Origin of the sequence: Fibrobacter sp. UWB12, assembly GCF_900142485.1 — a bacterium.
Classification (GTDB): Bacteria; Fibrobacterota; Fibrobacteria; order Fibrobacterales; family Fibrobacteraceae; genus Fibrobacter.
Genome location: NZ_FRAZ01000008.1, coordinates 79,744 through 101,353, shown reverse-complemented (window position 1 = coordinate 101,353; position 21,610 = coordinate 79,744). Strand labels below are relative to the sequence as shown.

Below are 21,610 nucleotides of genomic sequence, written 5' to 3'. Positions count from 1 at the left end.
TTATTCAAACCACCGGTATTTGTGAAAGACTTTTTACAAATAGATGAAGTGAATACAAAAAAAGCCCGGGGATTACCCGAGCGAATTTTCGTAGATGGCGCCCCCGGCGCTTCGGCTGGCTCAGCATACCAGTTCAGCGACCTGGAAGCCGGGGTGACATTTCAATTACTTAGCAGTGGAATCAACCACAACCTTAGCAACAGAGTCAGCCGGGATGGCGACAGCGGCGCTATCGGCAACAGGTGCGGCCGGTTCAGCGATTGTTTCGGCCGGAGCAGCAACTTCGGCAGGCTTTGCATAAACAGGTGCGGCAGGAGCCGGGGCAGCGGCGGCGGCAGGAGCAACAGCGACGTCAGCCGGATCTTCGAAGAAGTTCACCTTGGAAAGGCCGAACATCATGATCCAGGAAAGAACGAGACCGCCGATACCCATCACGATACCCGTGATAGCCATGCCACGCGTATCCGTGTAACCCGTTGCGTGTGCAAGTGCGTTAGGAGGCGTAGAAATCGGGAGGCACATACCGAGAGAGCTTGCGAATGCGACAGCGACCATCAAGGAGGTCACGCCACCGAGCGGAGCGAGGTTGTCCTTGCAGCTCACAGCCACGACGATGAAGATCGGGACGAGCAAGCTAGCCGTAGAGGTGTGGCTCATGAAGTTTGCCATGAAGAGGCAGATGAAGCCGCAACCGACCATGAGGACGACCGGAGACCAGGTATTGAACGGAATAGCGTTGATGAGGTCCTTTGCAAGACCAGTCTGCTGCAAACCGAGACCAAGAGCAAAACCACCAGCCACGAGCCAAAGAACGTCCCAGCTCATTTCGTTGAGGTCTTTCTTAGTAATCACACCCGTCAAAGCAAACACAGCCATCGGGATCATAGCAATCACGTTGTCGTTAAGACCGTGAACCTTGCTACCCGTCACCCACAAAATCACGCACACAGCAAAGGTAATGTAAACGATGATAGCGCGCGGGCTCTTGTCAAAACCTTCAGCACCTTCGATATCGAGGTTCATTTCCTTCATCTTGATCGGATAGAGCTTGAGGAGCAAGAACCAAGCAAGAATCATCATAACAATCACATACGGAACACCAAATTCCATCCACTGGCCAAACGAGATGTTGAAGCCGCTGGACTGGAGAGCGCCAAGAGCGATGGCGTTAGGAGGCGTACCGATCGGAGTACCCATACCACCGATGTTTGCACCGAGCGGGATGGCAAGAGCAAAAGCAGCTTTACCGCGGTCGTTGGCATCAAAGAGCTTGAGCACCGGGCCGAGGATAGCGAGCATCATTGCAGCAGTAGCGGTGTTGCTCATGAACATGGAGAACACAGCAGTAATGATCATGAGGCCAAGGAGCACCCACTTCGGGTCCTTGCCGAACGGTTTCAAGAGCACACGGGCAAGGTTCTTGTCCATGTTGTACTTGCAAGCGGCAGAAGCAAGGAAGAAGCCACCCAAGAAGAGCATGATGATCGGATTGGCAAACGTTGCCATGATATCCTTGAACTTGAGCGGTTCAACACCTTCCACGCGGAACGGGATAAGTGCCGAGTTCGAAAGCGTGAGAATCATCAACACGATGACGAACATGGAGGTGGACCAGATTGGAAACGGTTGAAGAATCCAGAAAAGGGCTGCCATCACAAAGATTGCGATGACGCGAATTTCGAGAGTGTTCAACGCGTGGTCACCAACGAAGCCGAGGGCTTCGTACGGGACGAAGAGGGCAGCGATGGCGAGCACCGATGCAATAATGAGTTTGATGAGTTTTGCTTTTGTCATAACGAGCGCAAATTTAGTAATTAAACTTGCGTTCGGCTAGACTGATTTATCGGACCATAATGCGGGTAACAGCACTCTGGCTGCCAACCTTGAGGCGAACGAAATAGACACCCTGTTTCGGCTTTTTCATCGAAATAGAGTTCGTGCCCTCATGAGCAACTGTTCCGCTCGTAGCAACCACACGGCCATCGATACCCACGACACTCACCTTGACCTTGGCACCGGCAAGCTTCGAGACACCTTCAAAGCCGACATTCAAAGCATTCTGCATCTGGTTCACGCGGAATCCCGAAATGAGATTCTTAGCCACCTGAGCAGGTACTGCACTCTTGGTCACTCGAACAGACACATTCTTAGCCTTCGAAGAAAGTTTTACGCTCAACGGACGGTCATTTACAACTTCAAACGTTTCTTCGCCAATCGTTGCAAAGACATGCATACCCTTAGCGCGGACACTTTCGAGCCCTTCAAAGTTCAACTTGCCATCACGAGTTGTCGTAGCGCTTGCTTCGAGATTCCATTCGAGTTCATCGCTGTTTTTCTTGACGCTCTTAGCCAAGCGCTGCTTGCCCTCGACAATGGAGAGGTTCACGCGGTCGCCCATGCCTGCAGGCGGTTCACTCAACGAGGAGGCTACACTACCCGCAGCCAGTTCGTTCCAATAATCGCGCTTGCCATTTTTATCCGTAAGCACAACGCGGAGGTTCCAACTTTCGGACATAGCGCTCTTGGAGAGCGCCTTGGTCTTCTTTTCGCCTTCAAGAACAATTGCAGCCTTCAAAGGAATACGATATTCTCTAGTCTTGCTGGTGTATGCCCAGACAGCTTCATAAGGACCAAGTATACTTACCGTGTCGTAGTCACTTATATCCGCTTTCCACTTCTTGAACACGACATCATCGTTTTGCGGGAGTTTGACATACCAACCATAGGGGTTAGCCACCAAATTCCAACCGGTATACTTGTTTTCCAATTTCCAAACGATTTCATCCTTCATGTTCGGAGTCTGCAAGCTGAGCATGAGCGGTTCATCGTCAACAGAACCGTACCAGTAACCGCGAGTGGAATCGAACTTATCATCGGCATCATATCTGCGATACTGCCAGTAATCGCCAATAGGACTCGATTCATCCCACCAGAACACAGATGTTGCAACTTCGTTTTGCGATTCGATTGCTTCACGGCAGACTTCATCCACGCTTTCACGCAAGTCAGCATCATCCGGCGAACGTGCAAGATCTTCCTTCATTTGGCGACATTCTTCGATGGCCCTAATTTCGGCCTTACGAGCAAAGCGATCCTTCAAGTCGTTCTTGCAATTTTCCCCCTTATCATTGCAGAAGGCGTACAGAGAATACGTCTGCCAGGTATTCGAAACCAGATCCACTCGCTTTTCTGTACTGCCAACGAAAATACTATCGTAGGCAACAATGGAATCTTTGCCATTCGTAAGCGTAATGAGCACCTTGTATTCACCTGCAGGGGCCGGATCCAAGCTCCAAGTGCCGTTCTTAACGTCACCCACCGTTTTTCCATCGACCACCGTATCGAGGTAAGTACCTACATCAGACTTCACAATAATGTGGTAATCCACCTTGGCATGCGAATCCGGAAGCGTATCGTTGATTGTCATGCGGAGTGCACTGCCGTCTTGTTTTGCGGTCGGTTTTGCAACAACCGTAAAGATATCGCTTGCGCTAGAGCTAGACTTGTCATTGACAGCACTGCTGCTAGAACCGTTACCAACGCTAGAAGAACTAGACTTGTCGCCATTTTCTACACTCGAAGAACTCGAGGATTCCGAGGCGTTTTCGCTGCTAGAACTAGAGCTAGAAATAGAAGAACTGGAGCTAGACTGCTGATCAGAGCTACTGCTGGAGGACTTACAGGCAGAATACTTAGCCGTCACATCCAATTTATTGGTCACATTGCTAAAACCAGGCGCCCACGTTTCAAAGCACAAGTCGCCCATTTTCGCTGGAGCTTCAGGAGCCGTAGCGGACTTGCCATGTTCAACAACGTCTTGACCTAAAAGTTCAGAAACGCCCTTATCATTGATGACATAGAATTTAACCGTATATTTGCACGTTTCATATTGTGCAGCAACGGTCATATCACCCATAACATGAGCAAAGTCTTTATCCCAATCAGAGAAGCATTGGCCATCTTCTGTTTTCTGAAGAACATCATCTGTACTCGGAGGCGTTGCGGACTTGTTATACTCAACAACTTCCGTCTTTACGCCTGCAGTTCCATTCTTCTTTGTATAAGTGAATGTCACCGTATATTTGCAAGCATCATATACAGGCAGAACTGTCAAACCACCCTTCACATGAGTAAAATCTGTATCCCATTCAGTAAAGCATTTGCCATCTTCCGTTTTCTGAAGAACATCATCTGCACTCGGAGGCGTTGCAGACTTATTATACTCAACAACTTCCGTTTTTTCACCTGTAGTTCCATCTTTCTTTGTATAGGTAAACTTGACCGTATACTCGCATGGCTTTGATTGGGCTTTGACAAGCAACTTTTGAGTCACATTACTGAAGTCTTCATCCCAATAAGCAAAGCACTTGCCATCGGCTGTCGGTTCAGGTTCCTTCGGAGCGGTTGCAGCCTTGCCCTTATCAATAATCTGCGGATTAAGCAAAGATTTTCCATCTTCCGTCTTGAGATCAACTATCAAATGACCATCCATTCCATAGAAAAAGACTTCATAACAATCCTTATATAACGCAGTGACAACAATTCCCCCATGTGTCACATTTTTATAGTCATTAAGAGCATCTGTATCATCCCACTTAAGGAAGCAGCGATTTCCCGAATGTTTAGGACCTTGAGGAACAATAGCAGACTTGCCCTCTTCCACTTGCTGAGGATTAGGAATCGGCGTTCCATCCTCAGCCACAGCCTCCAAAATGTTTCCATTCCAATCTTTGAACGTAACATCATACGTGCAAGTACCAGCTTTATATTGGGCAACAACCTCCATCGATTTCGTGACCTTGTCGAAAGACTCACTCCAACCTGTAAAGCATTTACCTGCAACTACCGGAGCATCCGGAGCTACTGCTGCTGCACCATAACTAAGTTCTTGCGCCTCCCCTATCTGAGCTCCGTCACCATCCTTAAAGACGACTGTAAAGGTAAACACCGCAGGGGTGCCCAAAAACGGGAAGTCACTAGTAGTTCCGTATGTCCAGACTCGATCATCATCTTCCCATGGACCGTTCAGGAAAGCAGCAAAGTCCTTAGACTTCATATAAGAAGCCGTAACCGTGCCGTTTAAAGTGGAGCCATTTTCTCCATCCTGCAGATTTTCTGCAGTAGCATTACGGACATTGTTCTTTGCTACAAATTTATTGAATCCATCTTCATTAAAATACTTGACATTACGGAACTCTCCATAATTATTAAAATAACCAACAGCCCCAACATTATCGCTACCATAATGGAAATTCGAAATAACTTGAGGTTGAGAACCGAAGCCATCACCAACCATAGTTCCAAATAAATAGCCAGCCCTACCAGTGCCTTTATTAAATGCGGCCGACATATCACCCACAAAAGAATTATTCTTTACTTCATACGAAACAACAGCCTTACCCTGAGCCAAGCCAATCAAACCACCAACATCCGTTTCTTTTTCAGGTGTAGTCGAAGAACTCTTCTCATCATCCCATACAAAGTTTCCTTTAACAGTGCTGCCGCTGACAACCCTCGGTGAATGGCACAAACCACAAATGCCACCCATGGATAAAGAAGTTTCTTCAGTCATTCCACTCTTATAAGTATACTTTATCAAGTCTTTACTACCGGCACTTTCCGCATGAACATCATCGAATGTTATTCTAGGATCCCCTGACAAAAGCAACGGGAATTTACCAATGATGCCTCCGATTCGAGAGGTAACCCCATCATCGAAAACAGAGATTAAACCTTTATAGGACAAATTCGTTAAGCCGATTTCAACAATAGAAGTATTGAAAATGCTAACGGCACCAAAAATACCACCGACTAACACAGAATCGACTTCTGTTGCGCTAGACACTCTCTTGGCGTTATAATCAATAGAGACACTGGAATTATTCTCCGTAACAGCTTTTTCAACAACAGATATAACAGCAGCACCTACAAGGCCACCTATTGTGGCAGAAACTCGATTTATCAACCCAACCTTTCCACCACTGCCACTAGATTTACCGCCTTTCAACGAAATACTGCCATTGGCATTTGTTTTTTTAAGAGTCAAGCCCTGTACGTCATCATTAAAATTGTTCATATTTTCACAACTAGCATACCCCGCAACGCCACCAATAAAATACTGGAAAGTCGCATTTCCAGGCAAAGTTTCATCAATTGAAATATTTTCGACCGTAGATTCCGAAATTTCAAGAATGCCGCCACCGCAAAGTCCACTATTACCAATAATGCCGCCCATATACAAATCATGGTGAACATTTGAAGGAGTTTTTATATAAACTTTGCTATTCTGCATATTCAGCCCATCCACATGGACATTGTTGAATATCAATTTTACCTTGATAGAATTATTTTCAGCATATCTTTTTGTAGCACCCAAAACGCCGCCCATCGCGGTTCCACCAGAAACAATAAGTTTCGTAGTTGCGTCAACACCATGGATTGTTATATCATTGAATACAACATCGGGTTCACTAGTTGCACGAGCATAAACATAATGCCCCACAAGGCCGCCCAAGCCAGACAAGGCTACATTCGCATTGTTCTTGACTTGAACAGCTATGTTGATATTTTGGAAGGTTGTAAACATTGAGGCACCTGCAAGGCCACCCAAGAGAACCTTGTATTGTTCCTGTACTCCGGATACATATCTATATCCTTTAAAAACGGTGCTATTCGGATAGGATTCGGTATAAACAGTGCTACCGATATAACCATCTAAAATTTGTCTATCATTTGTTATGGAAATATTAGAGCCATTATCAGTAAACACGTGCTTGACGGTCGAACCTTCGATAAAACCAGCAAGACCACCTGCAAGTGGAGCCTGTATAGAAATATCTTTCAACTTGACGTTTTCAATTATACTACTAAAAATCGTAGGAGCAAGAGCACCTGCCGCTTGGTAATCACCAGCATCAGTAGATGCAGGGCTCAGATCGGTGTGTTTATCAGTAACAGTAAAGGTTACATTCGAAATATTCAAATTTTTAATAGTTCTTCCGGATATTTCACCAAACAATCCAAACGGCTGGCCCATGGATCCCTTGTCAACTCGGCAGAAATTGGAAATGGTATGTCCTTGACCATCTAAAGTTTTCCCGTAGAAATAAAGAAGGTCATGCGGGTTAGAGCAACTATTCCCCTCAGCATCCCAGTTTCCTTTCAAGTCGATATCAGAAGCAAGTTTCAACACCGTAGATTGCATTTGAGTCGCATTCGCGCCGCTCGATTTCCACCTATATTGAGATGTAAAGCCGTCACCAGACATTCGAAGCACTTTATTGAACACATCATAAAATGAGGTCCCAATCTTTTCCGAAGCAACGCAAGTAAGAGTCGCCGAAATTCCATCAATGCTATACGGCATATTTTTAACACACTCGACTTCCGACTGCTCCAAATAAAGTGTATTATCCGAACCATAGCAAAGATTTAAATAAACGTCGGGGTCAGGGGTGATAGGACCAAACGGTGCTGCCCAAACGGACATCGGGAGGAACACAGCGGTGAGAACTTGCAAACGGTTTAGATACTTCATATCGACCTTCTGGGAATTTCTATGGTAAAAAATAATTTTTATGAAGAAATTCGCAACCGTGACTGCAAGAAAAAAATATCATTTGTGACCACAAACACGATATAGCCGATTTGCTTACAAATATTTAATTGCCCCGGAGCTATAGGTTTACTAAATTGATTGTAGCCGTTAGGGCGTTTCATAGGAGTTACGATGATTAAAAAGGTTATTCTTCTCGCTGCAGCGATTGCCACATCCAGCTTTGCAACATGGGATTACTTTCCTCTTTTGCAAAACAACCAAGGCTCCATCAAAGCCGGACTTTACTACGACACAGACGATGACTGGTCCCAAATGGGCCTCAAGGTCGGCGCTCGAATGAACCTTATGCCGCAATTGGAACTCTCTTTACAGGGTTTCGGCTACCAGTTCTGGGGTGAAACAGATTGCGATGCCTGCGCTGAAGGCGGTAGCGGTCTGCGTGACCTGGCAATCGGCGTGCGCTACGCCCTGGACCCGGAACTTTACTTCTTCTTGGACTTTAACCTCCCCATCGGCAAGGACAAGGCTAAGGGGCTCGGCACAACGGCTCCGAGCCGCCACGAAATGTCCTTCTATTTTGGCGCTCAGCACAGCCAAAAGATCGAAGCTATCAAGGGAGCGGCTTTTGGTACGGAAGCAGGTTTGTTCTGGGGATTTGAACACCATAACGTCGAAAGAGGCCTCGAACTGCGCTTGGGTGGCGAATTCGACTACACCCTCCCCTCCATGCCTTTGACACTTGCTCTTGGCGGTCAGTTCTGGATGCGCCTTTTCAAGTCTGAATACGACAACGGTAACAAGGATGTGGATTTGCATGACGACTGGTCCAACCAGTTCAAGTTCTGGATCGGCGTTAACTTTGCAGTGAACAGCAACATAACCCTCAACGGCCAAATAATTGCACGTAGCGAAGACATCAAGAAAAAGTCAAAGGATCCGTTCACTATAGGAATGGAAGGTGATGCTATCGGTTTCACCTTTGATGTTGAATTCAAGTTCTAATAGTTTCTTTGCCCTCATTGGCAGAACATGAAAATTACGTGAGCCAGCCCACATCGTGGTTGGCTTTTTTTATTGAGTGAATTTTTTTCGCTCTTTCAAATAACCTTTTTGTAACATTTTTGTTATATTAAAATAAAACTTTACAAGGAGATTTAATATGTTAAAACAAGTCTTGCTGGGCGCAGCCATTCTCGCCACATCCAGTTTTGCAACCTACAGCCAGTTCCCGGTTCCGCAAGCAAACAGCGGTGAAGTCAAGGTCTACACCGACTTCACGATGCAGGACAAGGGCAAGGCATGGGACCTCGGGCTCAAGGGCCGCTTTGTTCCGGTTCAGAACTTGGAACTTTGGTTAGCCCTCCCCTTCACGCTGAAGACCAGCTGGGATGGCCATGATACCGAAGGCGATGGCATGCACAACTTGACTTTCGGTGGCCGTTACCAGATTGCCCCGAACTTCGCCGCCTTCCTCGACCTTACCTTCCCGACAGGCAAGGACAGAATCAGCGATGACGGTTTTGGCTTCTATCTTGGTGGCCAGTACTCTCAGAAATTCGGAACCCTTGACTTTGGTTCTGAAATCGGACTCGGTTTCAATACCGAAGGCGATGATAAGTTCAAAGGCCCGCTGCAGTTGACACTCATTGGAGAATTGGATCCGGAAGTTTCCCAGGTCGTTTCTCCGTATGTCGGCATCATTCTCAAAATTGCTTTGGGCGACCCGAAGTATGATGGTCACAAGTCTGGCGATACAAGCGGTGACGTAGGTGTATTCCCGTACGTTGGCGCAACATTTGCCATCAACAACATGTTCTCGTTTGACGTGAGCGCAACGTTCGGCTTTGGCGAAGACTACCTCTTGCACTTCTACGGCAACGACAAGGTGCCTATAACAATCGAAGCAGCATTCGCCGCAAGTTTCTAATAGAACACTTAAAACAACAAAAGTCCCGGCCTAAGGCTGGGACTTTTCTTTTTTATCTAATGTCATACTCCGGAATCGGGAGGCTTTCGCCGGACTTCATCGCCTTGTCGAGAGCGGCGGACTTGACCGGGTCGACCCACCAGTAAACCGGGATTGCATCTTCGCGATTGAACTGGTCAAGCACCTTTTCGGGCGTGCCGTAGCGGTTCCAGTAGAGGATGCGATGGTGGTCGCATTGCCACATCAGCACGTACGGGACGATTTCGGCGAGGCGGTTATCCAGAGCCTTGAGGATTTCGTTGCGCTTCGCGAGGTCGAATTCCGTCTTCTGCAAATTGATGAGGCTATCGACAACCTTATCCTGAACGCCGGCAAGGTTATTCGTTCCCTTATCCAATGCAGTTGTAGAAATCCAGCTTGCTTCCGGATCGCGGAGGCGGCCTGCCCCCCAGTTCACCCAGTAAAGGTCAAAGTCGGCATCGTCCAAACGCTTGCGGAGCGTGCTCTGGCTCATCTGTTCGATGGTTGCCACAACACCGACCTTCTTCAAGTCTTCCTGGAACAGCGTCAAGTGGCGCAAGTCTTCCTGGCTCGTGATAAAGTTAATTGCAAACGGCTTGCCGTCCTTTTCAAGAACGCCTTCGCCATTCACCTTGTAGCCCGCTTCGGCAAAGAGAGCGCGGGCCTTTTCCGGATTGTAGCTGTAGACAGGCGCCGTCGGGTTCTGGTTATTTGCCCACAGATCCGGATAGTAGCTGTTGAGAAGGAAATACTGACCGTACATGTACTTTTCGTTCATCGCTTCGCGGTTCAAGAGGTACGAAAGAGCCTTGCGAACGCGTACATCTTGGAACTGAGGCTTGCGGAGGTTGATGGCCATGCCCTGGAATCCAATCGGTTCCTTGTTATAGATACGCTGCTTGACGGCCCAACCTTTCTTGATGGCATCAAAGTCGGTCTGTTTCATCCAAATGCTGCTCGTGTAAATCGCATAGGCGTTGAAGTCCTGCTTCTTGAACGCTTCGAGCGCCTTCGTCTGGTCGTTCATGAAGCGGTAGCGGATTTTCTGGAAGTTGTACTTGCCATGGTTCCAGTTCTTTTTGAAGCCCCACCAATCGGCACGGCGACCAAGTTCCACATAGCGGTCCTCACGGAACGTCTTGATGATATACGGGCCAGAAACCACCGGGAACTCGTAACGGATTTTGTTGAAGTCCTTGCCTGCCCACACGTGCTTCGGGAACGCCAACATGCCGGCCGCTTCCCAGAAGTTGCCCCAATGCGGTTCCTTGGCAGTCATACGGACAGTCAAACTATCGACAACTTCAGGGCGGTCAAAGCGCTTGAGACCAACTTTGAAAATCGGCGTAAGGTTCTTTTCGTCCATGATGACATCGTAATAGAACTGCACGTCTTCGGCGGTGATGGACTTGCCATCGCTCCACTTGGCACGCGGGTCCACATGGAACGTGAACGTCTTGCCGTCTTCGGAAACTTCCCATTTATCTGCAAGAATGCCGACTTCACGGTCTTCGGTGGTATGCAAGCTCACGAGTGGTTCGAACATCATATTCATGAGTTCAGCGGAGAAACTATTGTAGTCTTCCCACATGTTGAAAGACTTCGGCATGGCGGAGCCCCAAAGCGTGATGGAGCCGCAAGCGCGAGCATCCTTAGATGCAATCGGGTCAAATTCGCCAGTCGCTGTAGAATCTAGCGGAAGAATCGGGCAATCCGCTTCGGATACAGGAGTGCCTTTTTTCGAAGATTTCGTAGATTGGCCGGATTTGGAATCGCCAGATTCATTGCAGGCGGAAAGAGCAAAAGCAAGAGCCGCCGCCATCGGGACGGCAAGCAAAGTACGGAGGGAAAAAGTTTTCATGTGGGATAAGATAGATAAAATTAGGGATTAGGTTTTAGGGGTTAGGTTTTAGGATTATAATCATGGCTTCGCCATCTTTTTTTGATGCACGAAGTGCACATATTATTCCTACGACCTACTACCTACTACCTAACACCTTTTTCTACGGCAATCCGACGTGGTGTGCGGGTTGCTTGACTTTGGGGGCAGCGGCTTTTTTAGCATCGGCTTCGGCAGCTTCGGCCTTGAGCGTTTCAAGCGACAAGCGGGAGGCTTCCTGTTCGGCCTTCTTCTTGTTCGGGCCTTGACCGCGGGCATACGATTTGCCATTCACGACGACTTCGACCGTAAACACCTTCTGGTGTTCCGGACCTTCTTCACCGACAATCACGTACTCCGGAGAGCAGCGCAACTTGCCCTGGCAAAATTCCAGAAGTTCGCTTTTGTAGTTCACAAAGTCGGTTGCACTGATGATTTCTTGTACGCGCGGGAAATGGAACTTGTTCAAAATGGCACGGACTTCTTCGAGGCCGCCATCGAGATACACGGCGCCAAGCACTGCTTCGTAGGCATCGGCGAGGATGCTTTCCTTGCCGCGACCGCCCATCTTGGCCTCGGACTTTCCAATTTTCACGTATTCGCTCAAGTTCCATTCCTTGGACGACTGGGCGCAGGCGTGTCCCGAAACAATCGCGCTCTTGCGCTTGGAGAGTTCGCCTTCCGGATCGCTCGGATACGTCCTGTACAAATATTCCGTCGTAAGCATGTTGAGAACGGAATCGCCGAGGAACTCCAGACGTTCGTTGTTGCTTGCGTACGGAACATCCTTGCCAACAAGGAACGAGCGGTGGACGAGTGCATGAGCCAGCAGTTCTGGATCGCGGAACCTATACCCAAGCTTAGCCTCAAGCCCGTCACCGGACTTCTGGCGAAACCAGAGTTTTAGGATTTTGTGGAGCAGATTTTGATCTTCCAACAGATTCTCCTTATATGGTTAAAATGCAAGATGAAATGTAGTATTTGGTTATTAGTCATTGGTCAATGGTTATTAGCAACAACTAAGAACGAACAACAAGCAACTAATGACTACTGACTAACTACTAATGACTAAAAAAAGAATCCCCGGCAGAACCGGGGACCCAAAGCTCATTCTTTGCCCAACGGATGCGGGCTAAAGTAAAACTAGATTACTTCTTGTGTGCTTCGAGGAAAGCAACAACGTCAGAAACCTTCTGGAACTTTTCAGCGTCGGAATCGAGGATTTCGACATCGAATTCGTCTTCGAGAGCCATCACGAGTTCAACACGGTCCAGGGAGTCTGCACCGAGGTCATTACCGAATTCAGATTCGGGCTTGACATCTTCAGCCTTGACTTCCAACTTAGCAACGATCACGTCCGTGACCTTCTTGAAAATTTCTTCGTTCATTTTTTTCTCCATGGGAAAAAGTTTTGTCCAAATTTAATAAAATGTTGTTAAGCGTTCAAGCCCCCATCGACACCAATTACCTGTCCGGTAATGTATTTGGCATCGTCGGAGGCCAAAAATGCGACTGCCTTGGCAACATCTTCCGGCTGACCGAGGCGGCCAAGCGGAATCTGGGCGGCATATTTTGCACGAGTTTCTTCACTCATGGCGGCGGTCATATCCGTATCGATGAATCCCGGAGCGACAGCGTTCACCGTAATGCCGCGAGAGCCGAATTCCATGGAGTTGGACTTGGTCATACCGATGACGCCAGCCTTAGCAGCAGCATAGTTGGCCTGGCCAGCCTGAGTTCTGATACCGTTCAAACTTGCAATGTTCACGATGCTGCCTTTGCGAGCGCCCATCATCGTCCTGAGGACGGCTCGGGTGCAAAGGAACGTCGAGCGGAGGTCCGTTGCGATAACGTTATCGAAATCTTCGTCCTTCATGCGAAGTACGAGACCATCACGGGTGATGCCAGCGTTGTTCACGAGGCAGTCCACGCCACCCAGTGCGTCGATAGCTTGTTTGAAAGCGTCCTTCACAGAGTCGGAGTTGCTCACGTCACATGCGAACGTGAACGTCTTGACGCCGAATTCCTTGGCAATAGCTTCGGCCTGTTCCGGGCAGCCACCACGGGAAATAAGAACAACGTCAGAGCCGCGAGCAGCAAGTTCTCTTGCAATGGCAAGACCGATACCGCGAGATGCGCCAGTCACAATAGACTTCGTAGGCATTATAAATTGACCTCCTGTATGACATTAAGTGTCATGGGTGAATACAAATGATTTAAGCTTAGAATAGCCGTCACACCACCAGTGCCAGACGGTTCGTCCAAAGCATATTTATTTGTTACTCAAGATAAAAAAAGTTTCAGAAGGATGTTTAGAGTACAGTCAATAGTCATTGGTCATTAGTCTATGCTCTTTGAATAGAATGCAAAAAAAACAAACCTGCGTTTCAAACTAACAACTATTGACCATTGACCAAGAACCAAATAAAAAAACGGACCTAGCGTTCACTAGATCCGTCTAATCGCAACTAAAGTCTTAATGCAGACAAAAGCTATGCTTTAGGAGCTTCCTCGGACTTGATTGCAGCGAGGCGAGCGTTGACCTTATTGGCAACGTCGGCTTCGGCATACTTGGCAGCCACTTCAACAGCCTTTTCGATAGCGAGAGCGTCGGAACGGCCGTGAGCGATGATGCCAATGCCATTGAGGCCAAGCAACAAGGCGCCACCCGTAGCGCGGTAGTCCCACATTTCGGCAAAGCGCTTGCCAGCCGGAGTGTCGATTGTGCCGAACATTTCCTGGTGCATTTCGAAGAAGCCTTCCAAAAGTTTGAGCACAACGTTACCCGTATAGCCAGAAGTCGCGACAACGTCGGCCTTACCTGCGATGAGGTCGCGGCCTTCGATGTTACCCATAAAGTTAACCGGAGCGGACTTGAGGAGCTGGTAAGCTTCCTGGAGAACAGCCGGGCCCTTATGTTCTTCTTCGCCCATGTTCAAGAGGCCAACCTTCGGATTTTCGATTCCGAGGAAAGCTTCGGCGAATGCAGAACCTGCAATGGCAAAGTCAACGAGAGTGGAAGCGCGTTCATCAACGTTTGCACCGCCATCGACCAACACAATGCGGCGATCCTTTGTCGGAAGTGCAACCCCGATAGGCGGACGAGAGAACTCGTCGCAAGTCTTACCGAGGATCATGAGGCAGCTAGCCATCATAGCGCCAGAGTTACCGGCACTGACGGAAGCGTCTACAAGACCTTTCTTCTGCAAGGCAACGCAAGTCACCAAGCCAGAATGTTGCTTCTTCTTGACCACCATGACAGGATGTTCATCCATTGCCACGAGGTCCGGAGCATCAACTACGGAAATCTGATTGCCGGTGTAACCAAGCTTCTCGAGAGAAGCCTTGACCTCGGCCTCCGGTCCGCAGAGAACCACATGAATATTGGGGTTTTTCTTGACTGCGCTAACGGCGCCTTCAATGCAAACACTCGGGGCGTAATCGCCACCCATGGCATCCAGTGCAACTTTGATCACGGATTCCTCCTAGATTAAGCTTCGGCACCCTTCATGTCAACAACTTCCACACCGTTGTAGAAGCCGCAAACCGGGCACACGCGATGCGGACGCTTCACGGAACCGCAATGATCGCAGGTAGCCATAGCCGGCACTTCCATCTTCCAGTGGGTGCGGCGCTTGTCACGACGAGCGGTCGAAGTTTTTCTCTTAGGTACTGCCATTTTTAACTCCTGTTTTCCATTTTGCTCTTAAGAGCTTTGAGTTTTTCCCAGCGGGGGTCGAGCGGCTTTTCAGCATCGGCACCGTCGCCAGCTTGATTGTTTGTTACAAAGATAAAATCTTCGTCAGGATTTTTCACGGGCGCAATGGGTTCCTGTAGGGTCACCAGCTGTCGGACGCACTCGGAAACATCTACGAAGTCCTGTGTCTGCGGAATCGTATAGGCGAAAACATCATCGTCGTCGTCATGAAGTTCCTGTGCAGCGCATGCTCCGCGTTCCACCTCGACAACAATCTCGGTTTCGAACGGACGGTCAAAAAGATCCAGGCTGCGGACACAAGTGAGTGTTTGCACTCCAGAGATAGTACCGGTCACAAGGCACTTGCCGTTGCCTTCGGGGCTAACCAGCACCTCGGCTACCAGATCGCCCTTGAGGTGCAGTTCGTCGAAGATTTCAGGAGCGTCGGCATGGGACCAGACCACTCGTTGGTCTTCGGAATCAGTAAGTTTTTGTGCGATATTTATTCTCAAAGTGGCACAAATGTAGTAAAACGCAAGAAAGGGGTCAAGTGTTTAGGCGACCGTTGTCTATAGACAACCATTTATAATGATGGCAGGCTGATTTCACCAAAACAATGGTATTTTTTCAGTATATTGCAATATAAGGGTTGTTTATGGGATATTCTTTTGGTTTTAAGCGAAATTTCGCGGTTTCGGCACTCAGCTTATCAATGTTTTGGTGTATAGGAGCGAGTGCCGAGCCGCTTGCGTTTCCTGAAGCGCTTGGTTTCGGCGCAAACGTAACGGGTGGCCGCGCGGGTACAGTTTACCATGTAACAAACTTGAACGATGACGGCGCAGGCTCATTCCGCGATGCGGTTAGCCAAGGGAACCGCATTGTCGTTTTTGATGTAGGCGGCATCATCAACATCAAGACCGCCGTTTCCATCAAATCGAACATCACCATTGCCGGGCAGACCGCCCCAGGCGAGGGCATTGCCATCCACGGTGGAAAACTTTCGACCGGAAAGCAGAACAACATCATTATCCGCTACTTGCGTATCCGCCCAGGCGAAAACACGGCCAGCACCAAGGATGATGCGCTCAACCTCTACGATGCCAAAAACGTCATTGTGGACCATTGCTCGGTAGAACTTGCTCCGTGGAATAACTTCGGAGGCTCTTCGGACAACGCCGATTACCGTGTCACTGGCATCACGGTACAGAATTCGCTCATTGCAAACCCGATTGGCCAACAGTTCGGCGCCCACATCGAATCCATTGACGGTACTTGGGCGTGGTACTACAACGCCTTCGTGAATACGCACAACAGAAATCCGCTTGACAAAATCAACGACATTTTCGTCAACAACATCCTTTACAATTTCGAAGCCGGTTTCACGACACACACTAGTGCAAAATTCAAGCACGACATCGTGAACAACTACTTTGTCTATGGTCCAGAAGGCAAAAACGAGTGGTTTCAGGTCGATAAAAACCAAAGCATTTACGCAAGCGGAAACCTAATCGACAAGAACCGCGACGGAGTGCTCAATGGCGGGCCAACAAGCATTTATTACTACCAGGGACCTGGCGAAGAACTGAAAAATCCGTGGAACGAGCTTACGACAAAAGGACCGATGCTGAGTGCGGCAAGCGCCTGGCGCTACGTCACCTCGCAAAGCGGAGTCCTCCCCTACGACGACATTGATTCGCTTATCTGGCACCAGGTCGGCACGCTCGGCAAGGAAGGCGCGCTCGTAAAATCCGTAGGCGCCATGGGTATCAAAACGAACAACGGCTGGGGTGAAGTGATTGCCGGAAAAGCAGCCTCAGATAGCGACAAGGACGGAATGCCCGACTACTTCGAAAAAGCCATGGGCTACGACACCGCCAAAGACGACGCCATGACCAAGGAAAGCGACGGCTATGTGCGCATTGAAAAATACATCAACTGGCTCGGTGCCATGCATGCACAAGTCGAAGGCAACGGAACGCTCGATTTTGACCTGCGTACAATCACTCGCGGATTCCAAAGCGTCAAGCCCACCTACAGTGTATCGGCTGCAGAAAACGGCTCGGTTGAATTACAGAAAGACGGCTATACAGCCCGATTCACTCCTGACAAAGATTTCAAGGGACTTGCCTCGTTCAAGTACACGGTCAAAGGGAACGACAACACCGAATACACAGGCCGCATAGAAGTGCTCGTCGAAAAGTCCGCGAGCGCTATCGATCCGCCGCGAGACTCCAGCGAAACTGCGCAAGATTCAACAACAGCGATCAAAAATGCGCGCGCAATCCGCAACGTGCCTCAAATGCGCAAGAACACGTTCCACGACCTCAAAGGCCGCCGCTTTGAAAAGCATATTCAGTACAGGGTTTTATTTTAACTGTTCTCATCGATTCAAATAATCAAGCACCTCGGCGAACGCCGAGGTGCTTTTTATTGACAAAGTCAATTCTAAGCACTGCGCCTCGGTCATGGGCAAGCAAGCTTGCCCGCGACTCTCGGCTTGGGTGCTTTTTATTGGCAAAGTCAATTTTAGGATTTGATAGAAAGATGAATATTACTTTACCGTTACCGGATAGACAGAATTTCCAATGCGGAGAATGTAGCGACCAGCACGCGGCGCAGTCATCGAGAAATTGCCCGCTTTCGCCACGCCCACACGCAAAGTTTGTCCAAGAACATTGGAGAGCGAATAATGGCTTCCATTCTTAACGCCCGTCGCAACGATATTCAAGCCGTCAGTATTCACGCGAACAAAATTGCGAGCAGCCATTCTCGCCGTCGGGATACTTAAAACGTCCGGGATTTCCATAACCGTGTAATTGGACACATCTTCGACGCACTTGAGACTATCAATCCAGAGATAATCGCCAAACGCAACGTTGGTAACGCTAAAGCGGAGCGCCGTCGTCAACTTTGTAGAGAAAATTGTCGGTACATCAGCCTGCCAGCCATTATTGACCATCCAGCCAAAATCCACATAAGCGGTTGTCCATTCCGGAGAATAAGGCATGCCGACAAACGGATAATCCCAAAGTCCCTGACCGAGAATTTCGGTAGACGTATTCCAATCGCTATAGGCTACAAATTGATGGTTCGTACCTTTATAGCGGTAGCTAAACATTTTGCACTTGGAAATATCAAAACTAAAAGTAAAATCGGCATTCACATAGGGTGCATAGTCAAAAGCCGTGCCGACCGTATCAAGCTTGATTTTATCCATCTTGACCATTCCGTTTTCGGAGTTATCTTCGAAACTAGAATTACCGTGGTCACCCTGTTCATCGCTACCGCTCACATCCGTAATAAAGCTCCATTCTCCGGTAGCATCTGTCGATGTCGTCTTGAGAGCAAACGGGAGATCATCGTTAATTTGCGAAGCCCAATCAAGGTTCTTTGTGTAAGTTGTCTTTTGCGGAAGAACGTTCGCCTTGATATAGTTGTCGTCATCATTATCTTCAAGATACGGTTTTTCGACATCCCATTTGGCGGTAGAAAGTTTCTTTTCGTCAACCCATTTCAGGAACGCATCGGCATTCGCCTTGGTCTTGGCATCGTTGATATCTTTTTCGACCCAGCCCCATTCGGTCACGAAAACACTGAGACCCGCAGCAATAGCCTTGTTCGGGCTTGCATTCTGGCTAGTCGATGTTTCATTGATGTTATGCATATTGGCATAAAAATGATGCGTGTAAGCAACATTCTTGTCAACGACGGGATTTGCAACAGCATCGCCAGCCGCAGAAGACCACATCGGCGTCCCTACAACAATTAAGTTATCCGAATATTTACGAATTTCCTGAACAACTGTATCAGCATAAGCCTTGAGGTCATTCCAACTTTCACTCACAGGTTCATTGTAAATTTCAAAAATCACATGCGGGTATTTGCCATAACGCTGAGCCATGGTCCCAAAGAATTTCGCGGCATCACTTGCCGTAAAGCAAGCCTTATTATCGTTAAATTCGTACTTCGGTTTTACACCCTTGTGAATGCAATTATAATAGCCACCTTCACTGTGCCAGTCCACCAAAACATAAACATCGTTTCTGATAGCCGCCTGTACGACCGTGTCCATTTGTGCGGAATAATATTCAGGACGAGTCTTGTAATTCCCTTGTCCCCAATTTCCAACGGAACCCATTGCAGAGCGAACAAGTTCAACATTCCACTCGCCTACAAGCGAATCAATAAAGGAATTGCCGTAGAACGACATTCCGTTTGGCCAAAAGATACTCCAGGTAAGGCTCATTCCGCGCACCTGAACTTCGGCTCCATCTTTAACGCCTTGCACGCTTCCATAAATACGGCCTTCGCCAGCGGAATTCTTGCCGGCTTGCAAAGCACCGTATTGACTTACGGGACCTACGCGCGTGGGCTGAATTGTTGCAAATGCGCTACCCACAAAGGCAAACGCACACAAGGCGACAATCGCCATTTTTGACTTTTTCATACTCTCTCCTATACGTGAAAAAGAATTTTAAAAACGCATCCCGAGACTCGGCCACATACTGGGCGAAATACCGTCAAAGCGGATATTGTCAAGGTAAATTTCGGTATCGTCAATAACGAGAATGTTGATTGCATTGACTGCAATAAGTTCTGTATCGAAATCATCTGCCGTAAACGTGAAATGTTCCCATTTTTCCGTAAGCGTCACAAAGTACGATTCGTGATATTCACGTTCGCCTTTATCGCTGCGTTTAGCAATCTGCAACGAGATTTTTCCAGAACCTCTGGCATCAAACGAAATTGCAGTCGCCTTACGCAAATCATAGAACGCAAACATTTCAGCCTTATCAAAATCATCACCAATCGTAAAACCGATAACTCCATAATGCCCCGGAGTTTCCTCATCTATATCAAATGAGACGTGCAAGCTTTTTCCGCTTTTAGCGCTATCACCAGAAACAAAAAGATTTTCACTATCGACACCCGCGCTTACACGGCTTCCGCCACCCTGCAACGAGTCTGTGCAAATAAACCACCAGCCCTGTCCAAAACTTTTTCCGATAAACGTCTGCTTTTTCCAGTTTTCAAAATCTTCGACAACCGTAAAAATGCTATCTGCGAGATTAATGTTGTTCGTTGTCGCACCTTCATTCAATCCGGTTTCCATCTGGTACGAGAACTTTCCGAAGTAGCCTTCGACAAAAGCGTAATGCACGCCCGCAGGCAAATCATTAAATTCAAAGTTTCCGTTTACATCTGTAACGACGGACTTGTCCAAAATGGAAACAGTTGCACCTTCTACAGCAGCACCGTTATTCGTTATTGATCCCTTAAGGGATTCGCTTGCCGCAATAGAAAGGGTTTGTTCGGGACTACGTTCGAGATTGACCCAGCGCATTGTAGATAACGAGTCGCCCGAACGCGTTTCCAAAAGCTGGACAGGCGCTTTTTCACCAAGAACAGTAGACCTAATTTCAAGAACACCATTGTTATCCAAAGAATCTTCATACGCCACATGCATGGAGTCTTCGTCCAAAATCCACACGCGAGCAAGCGCATTCACCAAAGGTTTCCCATGATTTGTCGCCGTGATAATCCCTGCAATTTCAGTTTCACCAGCATTACTACCCGTGCCGTTTGCGATGTCAGAATTTTCGCTACAGCCAACAAGCGAAATACAAAGGATTGCGACAAAAGCCACAACACCCAAAGGGAATACCCAAGCCAGTTTTCGTAAAACATTACGGAGGTACATTACTTTACCTCCTTGACTTTGGCGCGGTTCACCAACTGAAACCCGACATGGCAAACACGGTCTGGATTTTTCTCTTCACGAGATAACGCAAGAATTTTTTCGCGAAGTTTCGCAATTTCTTCGCGGACTTTTTCAAAGCTTTCTTTAGACAAACTGCACGTAACACTCGTAACGCTGCGGTCATCACTTGTGAACAGATCATAAACTTCACTATTCACTTCAAGATTTTTTAGATGGTATTTGCGTAAAATCGTAGAACGCACGCGAGGCGGAGTTGAAACAATAGGCTGTTCCACACGATATACACCATTTTCATCTAACGTAACGAATCCCGATTCCATCAAATAGCGAATACCACTTTCCACCTGAGGTGCACGAAGCACTGGCGTAAACATGCGTCCTATTTTTTCCGCCGGCGTATTTGGCGGAAGCAGCGGGAGCAAGTCGCGCAACACGGGATAGTACCATTTCGCGAAAAACTTGAGCGAAGAATCCTGCAACGCAAATTCCTGATTATTTGCACGGACCGCAAGGAGTTTTCGCAATAATTCTTCGCGTACATCTACATTCTTTTCGTTACCGAAGCGTACCAAATCGAGAAAGTAATCCGATTCATCATCGGGAAGTCCCCACGACTTGGCGATATTTTTCGCATTCGCAATGGACAGCGGGCGTGAGCCATCTAGGATTCGGCTGAAAAACGCAGAACCGGAAACACCCGCATTTTCTTGAATCGCTCGGAGCGAAAGGCCCTTTGACTGCATTGTTTCCAAAACAGCGCGAATATAATCGCGGTAATCAAAATACATAAATACACTAATTTTGGA

15 protein-coding genes are annotated in these 21,610 nt (G+C 48.0%); 3 read left to right on the top strand and 12 right to left on the bottom strand.

Annotation, left to right across the window (positions count from 1 at the left end; all coding sequences use genetic code 11):
- Nucleotides 1-165 precede the first annotated feature (165 nt).
- Both BUA34_RS12660 and BUA34_RS12655 read right to left on the bottom strand, forming a co-directional pair.
- Entirely contained in the window at nt 166-1,794 is a 1,629-nt protein-coding gene (locus BUA34_RS12660; protein WP_072830161.1) for an SLC13 family permease, read from the bottom strand.
- A gap of 46 nt (nt 1,795-1,840) precedes the next feature.
- Nucleotides 1,841-7,537 (bottom strand): T9SS type A sorting domain-containing protein, encoded by a 5,697-nt coding sequence (locus tag BUA34_RS12655; RefSeq protein WP_072830159.1) that lies wholly within the window; start codon nt 7,535-7,537, stop codon nt 1,841-1,843.
- Between the two features lie 192 nt (nt 7,538-7,729).
- On the opposite strand from BUA34_RS12655, the gene BUA34_RS12650 reads away from it, so the two are divergent.
- On the top strand, nt 7,730-8,560 hold the full coding sequence (locus tag BUA34_RS12650; protein ID WP_072830157.1) for a hypothetical protein: 831 nt from the start codon (nt 7,730-7,732) through the stop codon (nt 8,558-8,560).
- A 157-nt stretch (nt 8,561-8,717) separates the two neighbouring features.
- On the top strand, nt 8,718-9,485 hold the full coding sequence (locus BUA34_RS12645) for a hypothetical protein (protein WP_072830155.1): 768 nt from the start codon (nt 8,718-8,720) through the stop codon (nt 9,483-9,485).
- A gap of 52 nt (nt 9,486-9,537) precedes the next feature.
- Here BUA34_RS12645 and BUA34_RS12640 read toward each other — a convergent pair whose 3' ends face one another.
- From BUA34_RS12640 to BUA34_RS12610, 7 genes are all read right to left on the bottom strand, one after another.
- A complete protein-coding gene (locus BUA34_RS12640) occupies nt 9,538-11,367 on the bottom strand; it encodes an extracellular solute-binding protein (protein ID WP_072830153.1) in 1,830 nt (609 codons plus the stop codon).
- A gap of 142 nt (nt 11,368-11,509) precedes the next feature.
- The gene (gene rnc / locus BUA34_RS12635) at nt 11,510-12,322 is read right to left on the bottom strand and encodes a ribonuclease III (RefSeq protein WP_072830150.1); all 813 of its coding nucleotides are present in this window, start codon (nt 12,320-12,322) and stop codon (nt 11,510-11,512) included.
- Between the two features lie 211 nt (nt 12,323-12,533).
- Nucleotides 12,534-12,773 carry an acyl carrier protein gene (gene acpP, locus BUA34_RS12630; RefSeq protein WP_014546672.1) on the bottom strand — a complete coding sequence of 80 codons (240 nt, stop codon included), beginning with the start codon at nt 12,771-12,773 and terminating at the stop codon, nt 12,534-12,536.
- 47 nt (nt 12,774-12,820) lie between these two features.
- Nucleotides 12,821-13,549, bottom strand: coding sequence for a 3-oxoacyl-[acyl-carrier-protein] reductase (fabG, locus tag BUA34_RS12625; protein WP_014546671.1), 729 nt, complete (start codon nt 13,547-13,549; stop codon nt 12,821-12,823).
- 328 nt (nt 13,550-13,877) lie between these two features.
- Complete coding sequence (gene plsX, locus BUA34_RS12620) at nt 13,878-14,861, bottom strand: phosphate acyltransferase PlsX (RefSeq protein WP_072830149.1); 984 nt, start codon at nt 14,859-14,861, stop codon at nt 13,878-13,880.
- Nucleotides 14,862-14,875: 14 nt separating this feature from the next.
- Nucleotides 14,876-15,064 (bottom strand): 50S ribosomal protein L32, encoded by a 189-nt coding sequence (gene rpmF / locus BUA34_RS12615; protein ID WP_014546669.1) that lies wholly within the window; start codon nt 15,062-15,064, stop codon nt 14,876-14,878.
- A 2-nt stretch (nt 15,065-15,066) separates the two neighbouring features.
- A complete protein-coding gene (locus BUA34_RS12610; RefSeq protein ID WP_014546668.1) occupies nt 15,067-15,594 on the bottom strand; it encodes a YceD family protein in 528 nt (175 codons plus the stop codon).
- 200 nt (nt 15,595-15,794) lie between these two features.
- Between BUA34_RS12610 and BUA34_RS12605 the strand changes: the two genes are divergently transcribed.
- Nucleotides 15,795-17,456 carry an Ig-like domain-containing protein gene (locus tag BUA34_RS12605; RefSeq protein WP_254794473.1) on the top strand — a complete coding sequence of 554 codons (1,662 nt, stop codon included), beginning with the start codon at nt 15,795-15,797 and terminating at the stop codon, nt 17,454-17,456.
- Between the two features lie 177 nt (nt 17,457-17,633).
- On the opposite strand, the gene BUA34_RS12600 is transcribed toward BUA34_RS12605, so the two are convergent.
- Genes BUA34_RS12600 through BUA34_RS12590 form a run of 3 tightly spaced genes read right to left on the bottom strand, consistent with a single transcriptional unit; the run spans nt 17,634 to nt 21,592 of the window.
- Complete coding sequence (locus tag BUA34_RS12600; protein WP_072830145.1) at nt 17,634-19,529, bottom strand: glycoside hydrolase family 5 protein; 1,896 nt, start codon at nt 19,527-19,529, stop codon at nt 17,634-17,636.
- A gap of 27 nt (nt 19,530-19,556) precedes the next feature.
- Entirely contained in the window at nt 19,557-20,783 is a 1,227-nt protein-coding gene (locus tag BUA34_RS12595) for a carboxypeptidase-like regulatory domain-containing protein (RefSeq protein ID WP_072830143.1), read from the bottom strand.
- The gene (locus BUA34_RS12590; RefSeq protein WP_254794472.1) at nt 20,783-21,592 is read right to left on the bottom strand and encodes a TIGR02147 family protein; all 810 of its coding nucleotides are present in this window, start codon (nt 21,590-21,592) and stop codon (nt 20,783-20,785) included. Before BUA34_RS12590 ends, BUA34_RS12595 begins: the two co-directional genes overlap by 1 nt.
- Nucleotides 21,593-21,610 lie beyond the last annotated feature (18 nt).

Excerpts from the sequence above, each read along its gene's own strand:
- BUA34_RS12660 (WP_072830161.1), bottom strand. The coding sequence starts at position 1,794 with ATGACAAAAGCAAAACTCATCAAACTCATTATTGCATCGGTGCTCGCC.
- BUA34_RS12655 (WP_072830159.1), bottom strand. The coding sequence starts at position 7,537 with ATGAAGTATCTAAACCGTTTGCAAGTTCTCACCGCTGTGTTCCTCCCG.
- BUA34_RS12645 (WP_072830155.1), top strand. The coding sequence starts at position 8,718 with ATGTTAAAACAAGTCTTGCTGGGCGCAGCCATTCTCGCCACATCCAGT.
- BUA34_RS12590 (WP_254794472.1), bottom strand. The coding sequence starts at position 21,592 with ATGTATTTTGATTACCGCGATTATATTCGCGCTGTTTTGGAAACAATG.
- rpmF (WP_014546669.1), bottom strand. The coding sequence starts at position 15,064 with ATGGCAGTACCTAAGAGAAAAACTTCGACCGCTCGTCGTGACAAGCGC.
- BUA34_RS12595 (WP_072830143.1), bottom strand. The coding sequence starts at position 20,783 with ATGTACCTCCGTAATGTTTTACGAAAACTGGCTTGGGTATTCCCTTTG.
- BUA34_RS12605 (WP_254794473.1), top strand. The coding sequence starts at position 15,795 with ATGTTTTGGTGTATAGGAGCGAGTGCCGAGCCGCTTGCGTTTCCTGAA.
- BUA34_RS12650 (WP_072830157.1), top strand. The coding sequence starts at position 7,730 with ATGATTAAAAAGGTTATTCTTCTCGCTGCAGCGATTGCCACATCCAGC.
- BUA34_RS12600 (WP_072830145.1), bottom strand. The coding sequence starts at position 19,529 with ATGAAAAAGTCAAAAATGGCGATTGTCGCCTTGTGTGCGTTTGCCTTT.
- fabG (WP_014546671.1), bottom strand. The coding sequence starts at position 13,549 with ATGCCTACGAAGTCTATTGTGACTGGCGCATCTCGCGGTATCGGTCTT.
- acpP (WP_014546672.1), bottom strand. The coding sequence starts at position 12,773 with ATGAACGAAGAAATTTTCAAGAAGGTCACGGACGTGATCGTTGCTAAG.
- BUA34_RS12640 (WP_072830153.1), bottom strand. The coding sequence starts at position 11,367 with ATGAAAACTTTTTCCCTCCGTACTTTGCTTGCCGTCCCGATGGCGGCG.